This window comes from Bremerella sp. P1 (assembly GCF_028748185.1).
Taxonomy (GTDB): domain Bacteria; phylum Planctomycetota; class Planctomycetia; order Pirellulales; family Pirellulaceae; genus Bremerella.
The window spans coordinates 688,211-703,686 of sequence record NZ_CP118164.1 but is presented as its reverse complement, the minus strand read 5'-3'; the positions used below and the strand labels follow the sequence as shown (position 1 = coordinate 703,686).

Annotated in this window: 12 protein-coding genes; 7 read left to right on the top strand and 5 right to left on the bottom strand. The window is 56.7% G+C overall.

From position 1 onward, the window contains the following. Window positions 1–89 precede the first annotated feature (89 nt). Window positions 90–2,699 carry a hypothetical protein gene (locus PSR63_RS02920; RefSeq protein WP_274330590.1) on the top strand — a complete coding sequence of 870 codons (2,610 nt, stop codon included), beginning with the start codon at window positions 90–92 and terminating at the stop codon, window positions 2,697–2,699. A gap of 200 nt (window positions 2,700–2,899) precedes the next feature. Here the strand turns inward: PSR63_RS02920 and PSR63_RS02915 are convergent, their stop codons facing one another. Beyond that, window positions 2,900–3,130 (bottom strand): hypothetical protein, encoded by a 231-nt coding sequence (locus PSR63_RS02915; protein ID WP_274330588.1) that lies wholly within the window; start codon window positions 3,128–3,130, stop codon window positions 2,900–2,902. Window positions 3,131–3,404: 274 nt separating this feature from the next. On the opposite strand from PSR63_RS02915, the gene PSR63_RS02910 reads away from it, so the two are divergent. Genes PSR63_RS02910 through PSR63_RS02900 form a run of 3 tightly spaced genes read left to right on the top strand, consistent with a single transcriptional unit; the run spans window position 3,405 to window position 7,575 of the window. After that, window positions 3,405–4,358, top strand: a complete 954-nt coding sequence (locus PSR63_RS02910; protein ID WP_274330586.1) for an ABC transporter ATP-binding protein — start codon at window positions 3,405–3,407, stop codon at window positions 4,356–4,358. Window positions 4,359–4,400: 42 nt separating this feature from the next. Further along, entirely contained in the window at window positions 4,401–6,677 is a 2,277-nt protein-coding gene (locus PSR63_RS02905; RefSeq protein ID WP_274330584.1) for an ABC transporter permease subunit, read from the top strand. Window positions 6,678–6,705: 28 nt separating this feature from the next. Then, the gene (locus PSR63_RS02900; RefSeq protein WP_274330582.1) at window positions 6,706–7,575 is read left to right on the top strand and encodes a hypothetical protein; all 870 of its coding nucleotides are present in this window, start codon (window positions 6,706–6,708) and stop codon (window positions 7,573–7,575) included. A gap of 37 nt (window positions 7,576–7,612) precedes the next feature. On the opposite strand, the gene PSR63_RS02895 is transcribed toward PSR63_RS02900, so the two are convergent. The 3 genes from PSR63_RS02895 to PSR63_RS02885 form a co-directional block, all read right to left on the bottom strand. Then, window positions 7,613–9,058: a DUF11 domain-containing protein gene (locus PSR63_RS02895; protein WP_274330580.1), complete on the bottom strand. Its 1,446-nt coding sequence runs from the start codon at window positions 9,056–9,058 to the stop codon at window positions 7,613–7,615. 19 nt (window positions 9,059–9,077) lie between these two features. Then, window positions 9,078–9,959, bottom strand: coding sequence for a hypothetical protein (locus tag PSR63_RS02890; RefSeq protein WP_274330578.1), 882 nt, complete (start codon window positions 9,957–9,959; stop codon window positions 9,078–9,080). A gap of 182 nt (window positions 9,960–10,141) precedes the next feature. Further along, window positions 10,142–11,335, bottom strand: a complete 1,194-nt coding sequence (locus PSR63_RS02885; protein WP_274330576.1) for a hypothetical protein — start codon at window positions 11,333–11,335, stop codon at window positions 10,142–10,144. Window positions 11,336–11,635: 300 nt separating this feature from the next. Here PSR63_RS02885 and PSR63_RS02880 point away from each other — a divergent pair, with 300 nt between their 5' ends. Further along, window positions 11,636–12,505: a hypothetical protein gene (locus tag PSR63_RS02880; protein ID WP_274330574.1), complete on the top strand. Its 870-nt coding sequence runs from the start codon at window positions 11,636–11,638 to the stop codon at window positions 12,503–12,505. Continuing rightward, window positions 12,505–12,954, top strand: coding sequence for a D-aminoacyl-tRNA deacylase (dtd, locus tag PSR63_RS02875; RefSeq protein WP_274330573.1), 450 nt, complete (start codon window positions 12,505–12,507; stop codon window positions 12,952–12,954). Before PSR63_RS02880 ends, dtd begins: the two co-directional genes overlap by 1 nt. A gap of 44 nt (window positions 12,955–12,998) precedes the next feature. Here the strand turns inward: dtd and PSR63_RS02870 are convergent, their stop codons facing one another. Next, entirely contained in the window at window positions 12,999–13,736 is a 738-nt protein-coding gene (locus tag PSR63_RS02870) for a metal-dependent hydrolase (protein WP_274330572.1), read from the bottom strand. A 227-nt stretch (window positions 13,737–13,963) separates the two neighbouring features. Here PSR63_RS02870 and PSR63_RS02865 point away from each other — a divergent pair, with 227 nt between their 5' ends. Then, the gene (locus PSR63_RS02865; RefSeq protein WP_274330571.1) at window positions 13,964–14,887 is read left to right on the top strand and encodes a CvpA family protein; all 924 of its coding nucleotides are present in this window, start codon (window positions 13,964–13,966) and stop codon (window positions 14,885–14,887) included. The last annotated feature ends 589 nt before the right edge of the window (window positions 14,888–15,476 follow it).

The following is a 15,476-nucleotide window of genomic DNA, read 5'->3' as shown; positions in this document are numbered from 1 at the left end:
GGTAGGACAATAGGTTTCGCGCCACCGCAGGCGTGCAAGCAGCAGGGCAGGGGGCCTTGTTGGAGATTCAAGGAAGGGGAGTAGGCAGGATGTCCCAGAAGCGGCAGGGTTATTCGCGGCAGCAACTCGCAGACTTTTTCAACTTCTCGAGCGGATGTCGTTTCTCGATCGGCGCGTTGGTCTTGTTGTTGACCATCGTTCCCGTGTCGCGATTTGGTCTGCCGCTGTTGATGGAAAACGGTCTGCTGATCGACAGCTTCTCGCAGGCGATCTTGGGTTCGTTCTCCTGGTATGTGACCGCTGCACTGCTCATCTTGCAGATCCGCATCGGCTTGGCTCATGGGCCTGAACGCTTTACCTGGTGGAATCAACTCTCCGGCGAACGCTCCGATCGCCAGCCGCGGGAACTGAGTGACTTGATGGAATCGTCACGACGACGCGGGGCAGGCTGGCCTGGCTGGCTGTGGCTACTGTGGGTCTTATTACCGATGCCGGCACTCACGATGGTGGCCGACTTGAACCTGCGGGTAAACACGGCTCTGATTACCGCGGAAGAGCTCTACGGCGGATTCATCGTCGGTGGGCTTATCGCAACCGTCGTGCTGCTGCTTCTAAGCTTTCTCCGCAAGTACGTTCTACCAGGCGTCGTACCACTAAGAGGGATCTTCCCGTTCGAATGCCTGCATCACGTCCATGACGAGCTTTTGAACGACCCGCACGAGGTCGCCAAGCTACCTAAGGGAATCGCCGTGTTTCTTGCCCGCATCGGAATGGTGCGCGGGCCAGGCTACTCGATCAAAGATCCCAGAGGAGTCGAGCGTCCGCTGGCCGGTCACTTGGAGTTGGCTCTCTTGTTGTTCCTGTTGCTGGTGATGACCTTCGCATTGGGGATCTTCGATCACGTCGTGTTTCCCGGTAGCAACTTGGCCAAGGTGATTCCGACGCTGGGGCACTTTGCTTTGGTTGTAGCGATCCTTTCCACGTTCGCTTCCGGTATGGCTTTCTGGCTGGATCGTTTTCGCGTGTCGACCTTGCTGGCGGCATCTGCATTTGCGTTGGCCTTGTTCCTTTCACGCGACTACGAGTTTCAAGTTGAAATGGCGCGTTGGAAGAGCCCAACCCTCGTCGAAGCGATTCAAGCGAAGCATATCCCGGTCAGCCGATCGCACGACCCGCGGCAGCGTGACCAACGCACGTTGATTGTAGTGACCGCGCCAGGTGGTGGTATCCATGCGGCGGCCTGGTCGGCGGAAGTCTTAACGCGATTGGACCAGCGCTGGCCTGATACGTTTCGACAATCGCTGGGAATGATCAGTTCGGTCTCCGGCGGAAGCGTCGGTTCGATGTATTACATGGATGCGATTAGTTCCCCCAGGAGCAAGGTCTCGATGGACGAAGTTCGCGAGCGAGCCAAGCTTTCGTGCTTGGAGCCGATCTTCTTTGCGGCCACGTTTCATGATCTCTTGCCACTGACCCCGTACGATCGAGGAACGGCTATCGAACGTTTCTGGGACTTCACACTCCGCACCGGCGAGCGAGGTTCGCCGAGTCTGAGCGACTGGGGCATTCAGGCGCGTAATGGTCAGATGCCGGTGATGGTGTTCAACGCGACCGATGTGAAGTCGGGCCGACGTGTGCTGTTGGGGTCGACGGCGATTCGTAATGATTCGCAGGACACACACTCGAGCGACCTGATCTGCAACGAGCATACGTGTGCGTTCGACTTGCGTCAGAACGACTTGGATATGAACATCTCCACGGCCGTTCGCCTGTCGGCTTCCTTTCCTTACGTCACGCCGATTAGCCGACCTGGTCTGAGCGAAGAGGGACACGGCATCATGCCGTCGGTCCGGATGGGCGATGGGGCTTACGCCGACAACGACGGCATCATGACCGCGCTGGAATCGATCAGCCAACTGATCGATCGCTTCAGCACGCTGCCGCCGAGCCAGCGTCCCTTCGATCGAATTCTGATGATCAACATCGACAACTACGGCACGAGTGACGGCCACCCGGAAATCGAAGAATCGGGCGGGCAGATCGAAGCACTGAGCTATGCCACGATTGGTCCCTTGCTGGGACTGAGCAACGTCCGCGGTGCTTCGCAGGCCGAGCGTGGTCGTTTAGAAGTCGGTCTGCTTCAAGATCGTACATTGACCGAACAAGAAGTGATGTGGGTGATTCGCCAACTGAAGAAGAAGGGAGATCGTCGGGGAGCGAGCGATCCGGATCAGCCGGCGTTTGCCAGTAACTCGCCGATCAGCATGCAGGCCCAACGCAATGCCTGGCACCGCATGTCGAAGTACAACGAAGTACCACTGACCTCTCCGACTAGTAGCGAAGCTTGCCCGCCTACGCCCGCAGATCATGCCGACCACCATGATTCGTTTAGTTCGCCACGGAGCACAGGCCCGGGGCTGTATCCGATTCAGTTCAAGGTCGTGTCGATTCCTTACCGAGGGGACAGCGATCCGCCCCTTTCGTGGAAGCTGAGCAGCGATCAGATGCGAACTTACAGCGAAGCCTGGCAAGAGCTGGACGAAGAAGCCAGTGCGTGGACGGTCAGTAGTGATCAAGATTGGGACGACCTGAACGATGTACCGCCACTGAAAGTGATCGAGCAGTGGTTGGGCCCACCAGGCGAGGAAGCTGCCCACTGGACCATCGCCGGTCGGCCGGCGAGCTCCCAGACGAGGTAGTCGCATCGACCCCTGAACGAATGCCGACAACATTGGTCGAAGTTAGACCAATTGTCCGGTACTGATGATTAATAAAAAAAGGCCTGCACGAGGGTTAATCGTGCAGGCCTTTTTTGTGAGGGTGAGCCAAGCTGGACGCTCGAGCTGATCCCTCTTATCGCGATCGCACACCGGGAGAGGTGGGCGGTTATTTTTCGAACTTAGTTGTCGACCGTAATCGTAGGCAGGTCGACGGTGAATCCTTCAAAGCCATTCACCATGCCCATCACCAGCAGGACGACCAGTCCAATGAGCAAAAGGCTTGCCAAACCGCCAAGTGGTGCGGTGTAGACAGGGTAGGGGCCATCCGCTGGCCGCGACGCGTAGCCATAGCTTGCTCCACTCAAGGCGACCAACATTACGACAACCAAAAGGATGATCCACAAAGTCATTTTCAGTACCTCATATTTTGTTCCAACTTCTCGGCCAGTGGATCGAGGGTTTGCTCGATCCACTGGGCCTGGAAGCATTACCACAATTTGCCGAATCAGGCAGTTGCAAGTGGCGTGCCATTTCGGTCCGGACTTATTTCTGAGAAACTATCTGAATTCACGCACATGACGTGAAGCTAATGTGAAATCGAATTGGTATACCCCTGTAAAGCGGTTACCATCGATGTCTTTCGTTCCTTATCTGTTGGTCGTTTTCCGGCCGCTACGGCACCCCATGTCTGACTCCATCATCGAAGTCCACGACCTTCATAAGACGTATCGTGAAGGTCTTTTCGTACGCAAACAGGTCAACGCGCTCCGCGGGGTAACGCTCGAAGTGCCGCGCGGTTGCATCTTCGGTTTGCTCGGTCCCAACGGAGCCGGCAAGACCACGCTCATCAAGGTGCTTCTGGGCCTGGTGAAGCGATCCTCTGGTGGCGGCAACATGTTGGGAAGGCCATTAGGTGATCGCGCCGGCCGCATGAAGGTCGGTTACCTGCCAGAGCACCATCGCTTTCCACGTCACCTGACCGGCAATGCGGCGATGGTCTACTACGGCGGCCTGAGTGGTTTGAGCCGGCGCGAAGTGCTCCAAAAGCGACCATCCCTGCTGGAGCGAGTCGGCCTGTCGAAATGGGGGCAGACGCCGGTTCATAAGTATTCCAAAGGGATGCAGCAGCGACTCGGGATCGCTCAGGCCTTACTGCATGACCCGGAACTGCTCATCCTGGACGAACCAACGGACGGCGTCGACCCGGTAGGCCGTGCCGATGTTCGCCGGCTACTGAAAGAACTGCAGCAGGAAGGGACGACCATCTTTCTCAATAGTCATCAATTGCAAGAGATCGAAATGGTCTGCGATCAGGCCGCGATCTTGGCGGCGGGTCGCGTTCAGAAGCTCGGTACCATTGAAGAGATCACCAAACATCCTAATGCCAGGATTGAGTTCGTTCTGCAAGGTTCGCTCGACGACATGCAGTACGCATTGACCTTCGCCGAAACCGAGCCGTGGCAAACCGATGGCGATCACCTCGCTCGCGTGATCGTATCGGCCGAAGATCAGAACGCACTGAATCGCTGCGTCGATGCCTTGCGAAACAAGAACATCGACATCTTAGAAATGCGCCGGCTTCGCACGACCTTGGAAGATGCCTTCCTGAATATTGTCTCTTCCGAATCGGTCGAGTAATCACGCTTCGCACTAATTTCAAACCCTGAGCTGACTTCCCTGATGCGACCTTATTTGACGGTTATCTACGATTCCTTTCACGAAGCGTTTGTTTCCCGCGTGCTGTACATTCTGCTGCTCGCCTTGACGCTGGTGCTTCTGGCGATCGCCCCACTAGGTTACGAAACCAAGCGGATGGTCACGCTGCACCGCATGAGTATCCGCGACGTTCCTTCCTTCGTGAACGAGCTGCGCCGCCAAGACAATGCCGCAGGAGAGAACCCCGGCAAACGCATCGTCTCGCTGGCCGGCGGACCGCTTAAAGAGTTGGTCAATGCAAAGGAAGACGCAAGGTTTACCGGTGGCCAGGTGAATGACGTGGTCGATGGGTTGAACGATGTGCTCACCAAAAAGGACTTCTACAGCGAGGTAGCCTGGAAGGATGTTCGGCTGGGTGAAGAGACCAAGGTGCTGCTCAAGCAGGGGCCTGACAAGCTGACCGGCGACGATCTTTCGTACTTCAATCGCCTGTTGATGCGCGACGCGTATCCGGTTTACCTGGGTAACGTACCGGCCGAGCAGCTTTACTTAACCTATCCACTGCTGTGGGAGCCGCTGCCGCTGCCAATCACCCAAGACATGTTTGCCATGACGGTGAAGTACATGCTCACGGGCTTCATCGACGTGTTCGTCGGGATGTTTGCGATCTTCGTGGCGATCCTGGTCACCGCGCCAATCATGCCGCGGACGTTTGAGCCGGGGGCGATCGATCTTCTGCTGAGCAAGCCGATCTCGCGTTCGCTGTTGATTCTGGCCAAGTACCTGGGTGGGTGTGCGTTTGTGCTGTTAAGCGTGACCTACTTCCTGGTAGGGTTGTGGCTGATTGTCGGTTGGCGATTTGATATATGGAGCAATTCGCTGCTGCTGTGCATCCCTGTGTTTTTGTTTCAGTTCGCAATCTACTACTGCGTGTCGGTATTGGCCGGCGTGATGTGGCGAAACTCGATCGTTTCGATCGTGGTGACGGTACTCTTCTTTTATGCCTGTTTCGGAATTGGCTTCTTGAAGACATCGGTTTTCGAGCCCTTCATTATCAACCCGACGCGGCTGGTGCGATTGGTCGAGACGGACGAAGGGCTGGTCGGCGTGACCCAGGTAGGGCAGTTCGTGCAGTGGAACGAAAGCCAGGATGCGTGGGAGGTAGTGCTGCAAAGCGAACGGCGCGGGCCTGAGAACTTCGCCATGCAGTCGATCTTGATCGGTCCGATCTACCATGCGCCTTCCAAGAGCATGATGTACCTTCAGCAGCCGACCGGAGGCGGACCACGTCGCCGCATGGGTGGCGGTGGTGCATCGTTCCTGACGGCGAAGTGGTCTGGCAACTGGGTCCCTGAAGAAGGGCCCGGCCCGCCGACCGGTGCCTCGTGGATCTTGCAGGATGCGAAAGATAACGTCCTGGTCGTCAGCTCGGCAGGTGTCTTTCTGTACGAAGGAGACGGTACGCAGAAGAAGGCCAACTTCCTGGGTTTTGATATTCCGCTCGGAGGCAACAATGCGTTCAAACGACTCGGTCCCAATGAAGGCGTACCGTACTTTCCGCCGTTTGCCGCCGCGATCGATCCGGCGTCCGGTCGGCTGCTGATCGAGAACCAAGGATCGCTTTACCTTCTCCAGCGTGATCCGAAAAAAGGATACGTCGTCGCGACTGAGGTCAAACGAGAGGGGGAAGGGGGAACGGTGGTGGGCCTGACCGGTAAGCTGGCTGTAGTGGCCGACGAGCAAGGTCACATCGAGCTGCGCGACGCCCAGACGCTTGAAGTTCAAAAGAGCTTTCGGCCTGCTGGCGATACGCCGCCGAGCGCGCTGGAAACTAGTCCCGATGGTAAATTCATTGCGGTGCTGTTTCATGACGGAGCATTGTGGCTGTATGACGTCGAGGCAGGGGAGGGGAGTCGCATCGATAGCGACTCCTCGGCGATTGCCTTCGATGAGGATAAGCTCGCCTTTGCCGACAACAAGACACGTGTCCGCGTGCGTTCCTTGTCTACCGGCGAAACGCTCGAGACCTATTGGCCGGCCTCCGACTGGTGGCGATTCAGTTACGACTGGGTGATTCAGCCGATCTATTACGTCTTTCCCAAGCCAGGCGAACTCAATAACCTGCTGAAATACCTGGTCACTGACGAATCGACCAGTTCGTTCCAAGGTCCCCAATCGACAGGTGACCTGCGCGAAGTCCGCATGGCCGACAACATCGTCATGCCAGTCGTGCACAATTTGATTTTCATCTGCGTGATGCTGGGGATAACCTGCTTCTATGTGAGCCGGTTAGATTTGTAGTGGTGATTGATCGTGGAGCAAGGCCGTCGTGAAGTTGGTTCAGGCAACGTGTGAGTGCGGGTACCAAACCCGGAAAGCTCGCTCTGGTTACCACTTTCATCAATGGTGGTTCCCGGTCTTCTCAAGTGCCAAATCACAACTGTCCGACATTCAGCTGACCCTGCCCGAAGAAGATCGAGAACGCATCGACCATTTCAGCCACCAGGCCTATATGAACTTGCCTGATCGATCGGCCGAATCGAAACGCGTGATGCACGAAGAGTGCAAGGCGTTCACGCAGTCGGTTCACGATGCGTTTGTCAACGCGATGCTGGAAGAAGTACAAGAGTCGCATGTGGATGCGGAAGAGTCCGTCTTTGACCCACCGCCGGGCGAGGTGTTTACCTGTCCCGGTTGTAAGAAGAGATCTCTGGTACTTGGCCAAGTCGAAGTCTTGGCGTATTGCCAAAAGGAATGTGGGCATGAGTATCGCTGGGACGACTCCGAAGTGAAGGGGTGTCCGCAATGCAACTATCGGCCCCATCGCTTCAAGATCATGTCACACCAAACCGAGAAGTCGGGAGTGCCGACACTGGGGGCCTGTGAGTGCAGTTCGATGACGGAGTCGGAGTCATACGTCGATGGCTTCTGTCCCAAGTGCGGCGCTTTGCCCTATGCCTATAGCACTGGCCCTAGGCATTTTTGCGGAATGCATCACGAAAGGATGCTCCCCTACCGGGTCCCCTCGAACCTGTTTTTCGTAGAACCTTCGGCTCGATGGGTTGAGAGATTGTTTCCCAATGCGAAGTTCTGGGGAGACGCTGCACCTGAGGAAGATAGCTTCTCGGGACGGTTTTGCCCCTCATGCGAAGCCCACCATCAACGCTGGCTGCAAGAAAACAAAGAAGACGACACTTAGCGTCGTCTTCCTGGTTGAACATTTCAAACTGGCTTAACTATCGCACGCGACACTTGAAGCGGATGATACCGCCACCTTGGACTGCCAGCGGGTCTTGGATTTCCCAGCGGAGAACTTCGCTGCCGGCTTCGTTGGCCTGCTTGAGGAACTGGGCATCGATGTTGCACTGAGCCGAGCCTTCGACGTATTCCAGACGCGGAGTCAGGTTGTCGATGATCGTCACGTTGCCCATGACCTGCGTGCCGACGTTATCGAATCGCAAGGTGAACTCAACGATCTCGCCGATTTCAGCAGCACCCTTGTCGGCGACTTTGATCACCCGCAGGCGAGGTTCGCCAGGAACTTCCGACCAGACGAACTCGTGCGGTAGGTCTCCTTCGATCAACTCGGAAGCCTTGCGGCCTTCCAGGATGACTTGAACTTGCTGATTCTCTGTCCAGGTGACGGCGTTCTGCAGACTCTGCGACAGACGCGGCTTTTCGCCTTGTTCGAGGATGCCGTAACGGATCAGGCTGAGGTTTTCGTAGACTTTGAACTCTTCGATGAATTCATGTGGCTTCTGCCAGTTGTGGGCCATCAGCGGCGGCAGGTCTTCGGTCAAAGCGTTCGCATTCTTGCCGCCGATCTGGCCGCGAAGTGCCAACGGTTGAACCATGCCAACCGGCGTGCCGTTTTGCTGTTGGTTGATCAGCTGCAGATCAGCATCGATACCGGCGATCTGTCGACCGAGGACTTCCTGGTTTACCCCAGCGACTTTACGCACAGCAGCAAAGCGAGGCGAGTAAATGCAGACGCGGTTACTAGGCGTGACGATACGCTTGCCGTCGAGGGTGTCGTAATGGCCGATGGTGTCTTCGATGTCGAGGCCGTGCACGCCGAACTCGCCGTCGATCTCGGCATGGATGTTACGATCGCCACCGTCGTACAGGTACTCGTCTTCGGGCCAGCAAGGTCCTGCTTGAAAAGGCATGCCTGCGGCGCCGCAAGCCTGACAGTTGCCGAGCGTTTCACCATATTGATTGATCGAACGAGGATGTCGGCAGCCAGGTCCGCACGGAGGCATCATTCGACCACGCGGAAAAGCGTAGTTCACCTGCTGGATGGGAGCTTGAGCGGCAGCCAGTTGGCCTTCGATCGGCATTTCAGCGGAAGTCCGCTGGATAGTGTTCGGTGTGTTGTACTGCGGTGCGGTCGCGGTGTTGGTCGGGGCCTGGTAAGGCTGACCCTGGTAACGCGATTGGAATTCCGGCACGCCGTTCAGCCCCGTGTTTTCTGCCGATTGAACCGGGGCAGGGGAGGGGGCCGAAGCATAGTCGTATTCTGGCACGTGCGGCTCGTTGAACGTGACGCCGGCTTCGGGCTTGAGCGGGGCCTCTTCCTGCTGCTTGGCTTGTCGGTTAAGCGAGCAAGCAGAAAAAACAGAACCACATGCGACCAGCAAGGTCAGCGTGACGAATTGTCGAAAGGCAAAGTTGTGTTTCATCGATCGTGGTTCCGTCGGTCTATCGCTGCGAAGGATATCCGGGCTGTGCCATGTACTGTGGCTGCATAGGCCAGGGAGCCGTATTGCGGCGAACGTTTTCTTCCCGCTGTTGAAATGCCGTGCGAGGCTGTGGCTTGGGAGCCAACGCGTTTACGGGGACGCCTGCCATGGGGCCTGGTCCCAGAGGAATTTCAACGCCGCCTTGTGGGGCAGGGGGAGGATTGCCGAACAATTGGATCGGCGGTGATTGGTAAGTGAACTCGCCAGGAACGTCTTCGACGGTTGGTCGTCGCGATCCAAGTCTCAAGATGGCGACCGGTCGACCAAGCGAATCGGCAGTGACAACCGGGTCGGTGCCAGGCTCGACTTCAAACCACGGCTGGAAGCCAGGTTCGTAAGCATTGGGAATCGCGGTGCGTGGGTTTTCCAAGTAGATCACACGCGTAACGAACTTGCCTTCGAGTGCGAACTGAAGTTCTTCCTGCGTGATATGAATCGGAATCGGGAATTGCAGTTCCATGCCGGCCGGCGGATAGGTGCGGTCGATCACTTCCACGCTGGGAAACAGCTCGGCACCAGGGCGGAAGGGGATCTGCGTAATGCGAAAGCGATACACGGCCCCGATCAGACAGCCGTAGGTTTGTGGAGCCGGTTGATCATCGGCGAATACACCGCCAACGACAGGGGCCACGTGGGCTCCTTCAGGCAGCACCATCTTGATGGGCTGCGAGTAACCCGGGATGCCGCGTCCCTTGAGGTTCTGAAACTGGCCAATCGTGCCAGGATTCAGGCGCTCGGTATACAGAGGCACCAGGCCCGATTGAGCCTTGGCGATGTTCGCGGCGGCCAGCACCACGAAGGCGGCGATGAGCAAGAGCTTTTGCAGTTGATTTCGTTTCACGGCGATCTTCTTCCCTGAAGGTCTGCGTGAGGTCGGGGGGACTTAATGATTGGGGCCTTGGAATGATGTTGGCTGAATGCCTTCCGGGCCTGGTTGATCTTCTTCTCCGGCATGGAAGTAGGGTCGCGGAATCATGTCCGCGACCCTGTTCCATTGCCATGGAGATTTGGTCACTAGGCGGCTTACTGAGCCGGGCACCACTGACCGTTAGCGTCGTAGTAGCCACCGCCTGCTGGTGGAACATGCTGATGCATGTCGCCGTAAGGCTGCTTCAGATTAGGCGAAGGATGAATGTTCTCTTCGGTAATCCAAGCACGGTTTGGCGGCTGTGGGTAGCTGATGCCAGGACGCTGCTTGACGTGAACAGCAACCTTTGGCGTTGGGCCAGGGATGTGCATGTGCGTGTGATTCTTGATCACGTGCTTCTGCAATCCAGCAGGACCACCCAGTGGAATGTGTGGTGGGCCAGGCAGACCGATTGGCGTACCCGTAGTTGGCATGCCGTACATCGGAGCCGTGACACCGGCAACGTATGGGCCAGGACCAGCACCAGGGCCGGCAGCGGCGGCGGCACCAGGACCCATGCCAGGAGCAGGACCACAGTAAGCACCGGCAGCTGGGATACCGACAGGCATTCCACCAGCCATCATGCCTTCGAAGTCTTCTCCTGGAACTTCCAGGTCTTTGTTACCGAGGCGAACGATAGCCATGATCGAGCCACGACGGTCAGCTTCGACGATCGGGTCGACGCCTGGGTCCAAGCGAGTCGAGACAAGCGTTTCGACATTGGCCAGGGCCAGCTCTTGGTAGTTCGGATCTGGCAGGTAGATGACCTTGGTCACGTAAGTGCCGCTACGAACTTGAGCGAAGTCGTCTTCGGTGAATTGAACAGGAATGGCGTTGTGAGCCAGGAAGGCTTCGGTACGCGGCGTGGCGAAACCGATTTCCAACGTCGGGTAAAGCTCGACGCCTGGTTGGCCTTCGATGTTGGTGATCTTCAGGCGATAGATACCGCCTTGTGGGAAGTTCTTGGAGAACGGCACGATCCGTGGGTCGGAGTCATACATGCCGATTCCACCAATGTCCCAGCTAACCTGCATGCCGTCTGGCGAGACGAACAGCACTTGGCTGGTCCAGCTTGGAGCTGGCATCGGTGGGATTCCACCTTCCAGTGGCATCATGGCAGAAACCGGAGCAATTGCCGGAGGTGCCAGAACACCTGGGCCAGGGCCATCGACGCCTGGGCCAGGATGACGCAGTTGCTGAGCCGGTGGCAAGTTGTAACCACCAGCAGCCTGGTGTCCAACATGCTGACAGCCGGTACCGGCAACAGCAGTCAGAAGCATCAAGGTCCACATCCACAAAGTTTGTTTCATGATTTCCCCCTCACTAAACCCTTGCTGCCGCGCCATCGCGGCATTCTCCATGGCAAGAGCGGAGATCCTCTCAGGTATTCGTAAGTGACCAATGGTTGCGAGCGGTTAAGGGCAACGCCGCCAACGGTTCCAAAGAACCTCACCGACTGACGTGGACCCGGCCTCAAGGAAATCCTTACAATCGCAGCCGTCAATTTGGCATCCATGCCACGCACGACTCGAGCGCAAGACTATCCCTGTTGCCATTTATGTTCGGCGCGGCAGGACAGGATTCTTTGGGAAAACCGGCAAATCCTTGCCATGAAAGATAATCGATTCAAATTAACAGCCTTGATCGCGGTAGCACTGCTAGCCGTTGGCGTTGGTCTGGGCTACGCCTCGCAGCGTTTACGCGACAGCAATGCCAGCGGAATCGGGGCAGGGGGGACTGCCGCCGCGGGTAACCGTCTGGGGCTCGATATCGATTTGCTTTTGAAGAATGTCGTTACACGTTGGCAGCACGTCGACGGCTTAACCGCCGATGTCCGCTGGCAGGTTCACCTGTTTCAGCACACCTTGCAAGGGATCGGAGAGTACACGCAGTCGGGCAGCGGGCCGATGCAGCGACATGGGGTTATTCTGCAGAGTACGGACCCCGCGTCGCCAATGTTCTTTCAGCAAGCGATGCTGGCAAGCGAACCGGTCGTCTGGTCGCAGTGGAAGACCAGTGTCGAAGAGTCGGCCTCGATGGTGCGTCTCAAAGATCTGGCAAACACGCATGACGAAATGCCGCGGGCCGGCATCGCTCATTTGATCTGGCGCATGCAGCAAAGTTACGAGTTCACTTCGGTCGAGCAGGTCATGCAGGGGCAGCGTCAGTTGCTACTGGTACGAGGGGCGAAAAGGGCCGGAGCCAAGAGCCGACCACCAATCATTCCTTTTCTCAATGAACAAGCCAACGGGGCCAGCTTGCTGCTGGATGCCGCCTCAGGCTTTCCGCATCGTATTCAGTGGGAGTCGATCAAGCCGAATCAGCGCAAGCCGCTGGTGACGCTCGACTTGATCCGCGTGCGAGATGGCGTTTCGCCCAATAGCCAGTTGCTATCACCGACGACGATCGTGCCGGACGCAATCGACCAGACCGAGGCATACCAAATGGCCGTGATGACCGGGGCTGGGGGGCGCCACTGATGCGAGGCGTAATTCAACGAGTTCTGGAAGCCCACGTGAAAGTCGACGGCCAGGTTGTCGGTCAGATCGATCAAGGCCTGGTCGTTCTTCTCGGGGTAGCCCAGGGGGATACCGAAGCCGACCTGAAGTATCTGGTCGAAAAGACAATTCACCTGCGGATCTTTGAGGATGACGATGGCAAGATGAACCGCAGTGTGCTGGACGTTGGCGGCAGCATCTTGGCGATCAGCCAATTCACACTACTGGGCGATTGCCGCAAGGGACGCCGGCCCAGTTTTATCAGTGCGGCAAAACCGGAAGAGGCCACGGCGATGTACGATGCGTACGTGAGCCGAATCCGCGAGCAGGGCGTGACGGTCGAGACGGGTATTTTTCAAGCCGATATGAAGGTCCATCTCGTGAACGATGGACCGGTCACAGTGATGCTCGATAGCAGTAAGATTCTTTAGATCGTGTCCCCTCTCTCTTCGAGTGAAAGGGGACACGAGAGTGCTTACCGTTGAATGGTCGGTGGTGGGTCCGTGGCAATCTGCTGCGTCGGGACAGGCTCATGGTCATGCGATGGATGGAACTTGTAATGTTCCATCAGGAGTGGGTCACCCACGGCCGCAACGACAAGTACGATGAGCTTGCCATAAGTCGATACATTCGACCATAGACTCTTGCCATACCAGAACTTGATCGCCGTACCGAAAGAGCTCTTCAATCGAATGCGAGCCCCCTTCCACTCGACGGACCAAATCTCGTCGAGGATCAAGTGAACCATGAAGCCGATGAAGACGGCCGCACTCTTGAAGATGCGGACGTCGAGGTTCTCACCGGAGACGACCAAGAATGCCAACAGGGCACACGAGACGGCGGCCGGAATGCTGTGCCACATGCCGCGGTGCACGGTATAACGTTTGAAGATCTCAGCCACACCAAAACGGATCGTGATATAAACCAAGGCCCCTGCCAGGGCGATCGCTTCGGCCGAGAGCCCCATGTGTTGCCAGCGATCGACCATCAGCATGGGAACGACCGCTGCCAGCACGTTGCTTGTTTCACGAAGTGGTCGACCGGAACCGGAGTCCAAGTCAGGCAAGATACCAGCCAGGCTACAGAGGCCTGCACCCAGCATGCACGTGATGATCCGACTGGGCTCAGGCGTATCGAGTATGAAGTAGCCTGCGATGCCAACGCCAACGCCGACTGCTGTGCTGGTCGAGATGTGCGTATTGAAATCGGCCATGGATCCTCTGCCTCAAAAAAATTTTGGTGCGCCCCCCTGCCAGTGCACTACGCGCGCGGCAGGACGGAAGTTCGGCACTTGTACCTGAAGCGTGGGTTTGGTTTCCAGATCATCTTTCACTCGCCCGCTAGCAGTGCCAGAAACTGACCTTCGGCTTTCCGCCCATCGTGCGTATACTCGTGCGACTTCTGGGGCGAAGTTTTTTCTTGAGCTATGGATAGCGAAACATGGTTGCATACGATTTCCTCATGCTGGCAATACTCGCAGGCGCGATCCTGTGGGGTTTGTACAAAGGCATGGCCTGGCAAGTCGCATCCTTTGCATCACTCGTGGCTAGCTATTTCGTCTCGATGCAACTTCGCGAACCAGTCGCCAACGCGCTAGGTCTTCAACCGCCTTGGGGAACCACCGCTGCGATGCTGGGGCTGTACATGGCCACGTCGCTGATCATTTGGGTTGTCTTCTCGATGATCAACAAGACGCTGAACAACTTCGAGCTCAAAGGATGGGACCGTCAGATCGGTGCCGGACTTGGTTTCGTCAAAGGTGTGCTTCTATGCATCATCGTGACGATGTTCGCTGTCGCCCTAACCAAGGATGAAAGTCGCCAGCAGATCGTGCAGTCGAAATCAGGGTTCTACATCACCAAAACAATCCACAATCTGCATGGGGTCATGCCGGCCGAAGTGAACGAGGTCGTGGGGCCATTTATCGAGCGATATAACCAGCGTGTGAACGGCCAGAATCCGGAGTGGTTTGCCGACACGGGAAATGGCTCTTCGGGAGGTGATGGAGTGTCGATCGATCCGGCCAATTTCAACCTCCAGACCGAGTTCCAGAACTTCCAGAATAATGTGCAGAACCAGATCCAAAATAAGATCCAAAACGAGGTTCAGAACCAGGCAGGGCAGTTCCAGAATTTCGTGAATCAGTCGATCGAAAACCCACAGAATGTGCAGACGAATTGGCAGCAATATTCCGGCCAGTATCAGCCACCGCAGCAGCCAGGATATTATCCACCGCAAATGAACATTCCTTCGCCGCAGCAGCAGGGCGGCAGCTACTATCCGCAGTACGTGCAGCCGCAACAACAGACGCCGTACCCGATGCAGAACGGCCAGCCATATTACCCAACGCAGCCGCGGTACTAAGTGGCAAATCAGCAACGTCAGGGTAGAAGTAGCTCAAAACCGGGGAATGCCTAAAACCCTGTAAAAATAGGGCTCGAACCGCACATAACAAACATTATCGGACGTTGTAGTGGGGGTTCTATGGAGACGGGGGTATTCGCCTGGTTCGTCTCGCTGAGCCCTACTCTCTTGTGAACTTCATTGCCAGACGCGTGAAGATCATCTCTCAGGATCGCTTCTAAGAGCTTAAGGAATCGACGGCCGACTCCCAGGTCCAGCCGCCGCCAGAAAGCGTCTGTGAGCGAGTCCGATCTCGAATCGAAAATGCCATCGCGAGATCACTTCGCGACGGCCGGTTCGGATGATGAATTTCGTTGCCAGAGTTGGCTTCGATTTCGCTCGCCGGCGGTCTCGGATTTATGCTTTGAGCACGTGCCTGCTCTTTCATGAACTTCATTGCCAATTATCTGAAATTGGTCTCCCAGGATCGCTCCTAATCGCATCCCAAATCGATGGTCGGCTCCTGGGTCCAAACGCGGTCAGAAAGCCTCTCTGAGCGGACCCAATTTCGAAACGAAAAAGCCGCCGCGAGATGGCCTCGTGGCGGCTT

What these genes read in the sequence shown, in the direction of transcription:
- PSR63_RS02920 (WP_274330590.1), top strand. Translation starts at nt 90, where the DNA reads ATGTCCCAGAAGCGGCAGGGTTATTCGCGGCAGCAACTCGCAGACTTT.
- PSR63_RS02915 (WP_274330588.1), bottom strand. Translation starts at nt 3,130, where the DNA reads ATGACTTTGTGGATCATCCTTTTGGTTGTCGTAATGTTGGTCGCCTTG.
- PSR63_RS02910 (WP_274330586.1), top strand. Translation starts at nt 3,405, where the DNA reads ATGTCTGACTCCATCATCGAAGTCCACGACCTTCATAAGACGTATCGT.
- PSR63_RS02905 (WP_274330584.1), top strand. Translation starts at nt 4,401, where the DNA reads ATGCGACCTTATTTGACGGTTATCTACGATTCCTTTCACGAAGCGTTT.
- PSR63_RS02895 (WP_274330580.1), bottom strand. Translation starts at nt 9,058, where the DNA reads ATGAAACACAACTTTGCCTTTCGACAATTCGTCACGCTGACCTTGCTG.
- PSR63_RS02885 (WP_274330576.1), bottom strand. Translation starts at nt 11,335, where the DNA reads ATGAAACAAACTTTGTGGATGTGGACCTTGATGCTTCTGACTGCTGTT.
- PSR63_RS02880 (WP_274330574.1), top strand. Translation starts at nt 11,636, where the DNA reads ATGAAAGATAATCGATTCAAATTAACAGCCTTGATCGCGGTAGCACTG.
- dtd (WP_274330573.1), top strand. Translation starts at nt 12,505, where the DNA reads ATGCGAGGCGTAATTCAACGAGTTCTGGAAGCCCACGTGAAAGTCGAC.
- PSR63_RS02870 (WP_274330572.1), bottom strand. Translation starts at nt 13,736, where the DNA reads ATGGCCGATTTCAATACGCACATCTCGACCAGCACAGCAGTCGGCGTT.
- PSR63_RS02865 (WP_274330571.1), top strand. Translation starts at nt 13,964, where the DNA reads ATGGTTGCATACGATTTCCTCATGCTGGCAATACTCGCAGGCGCGATC.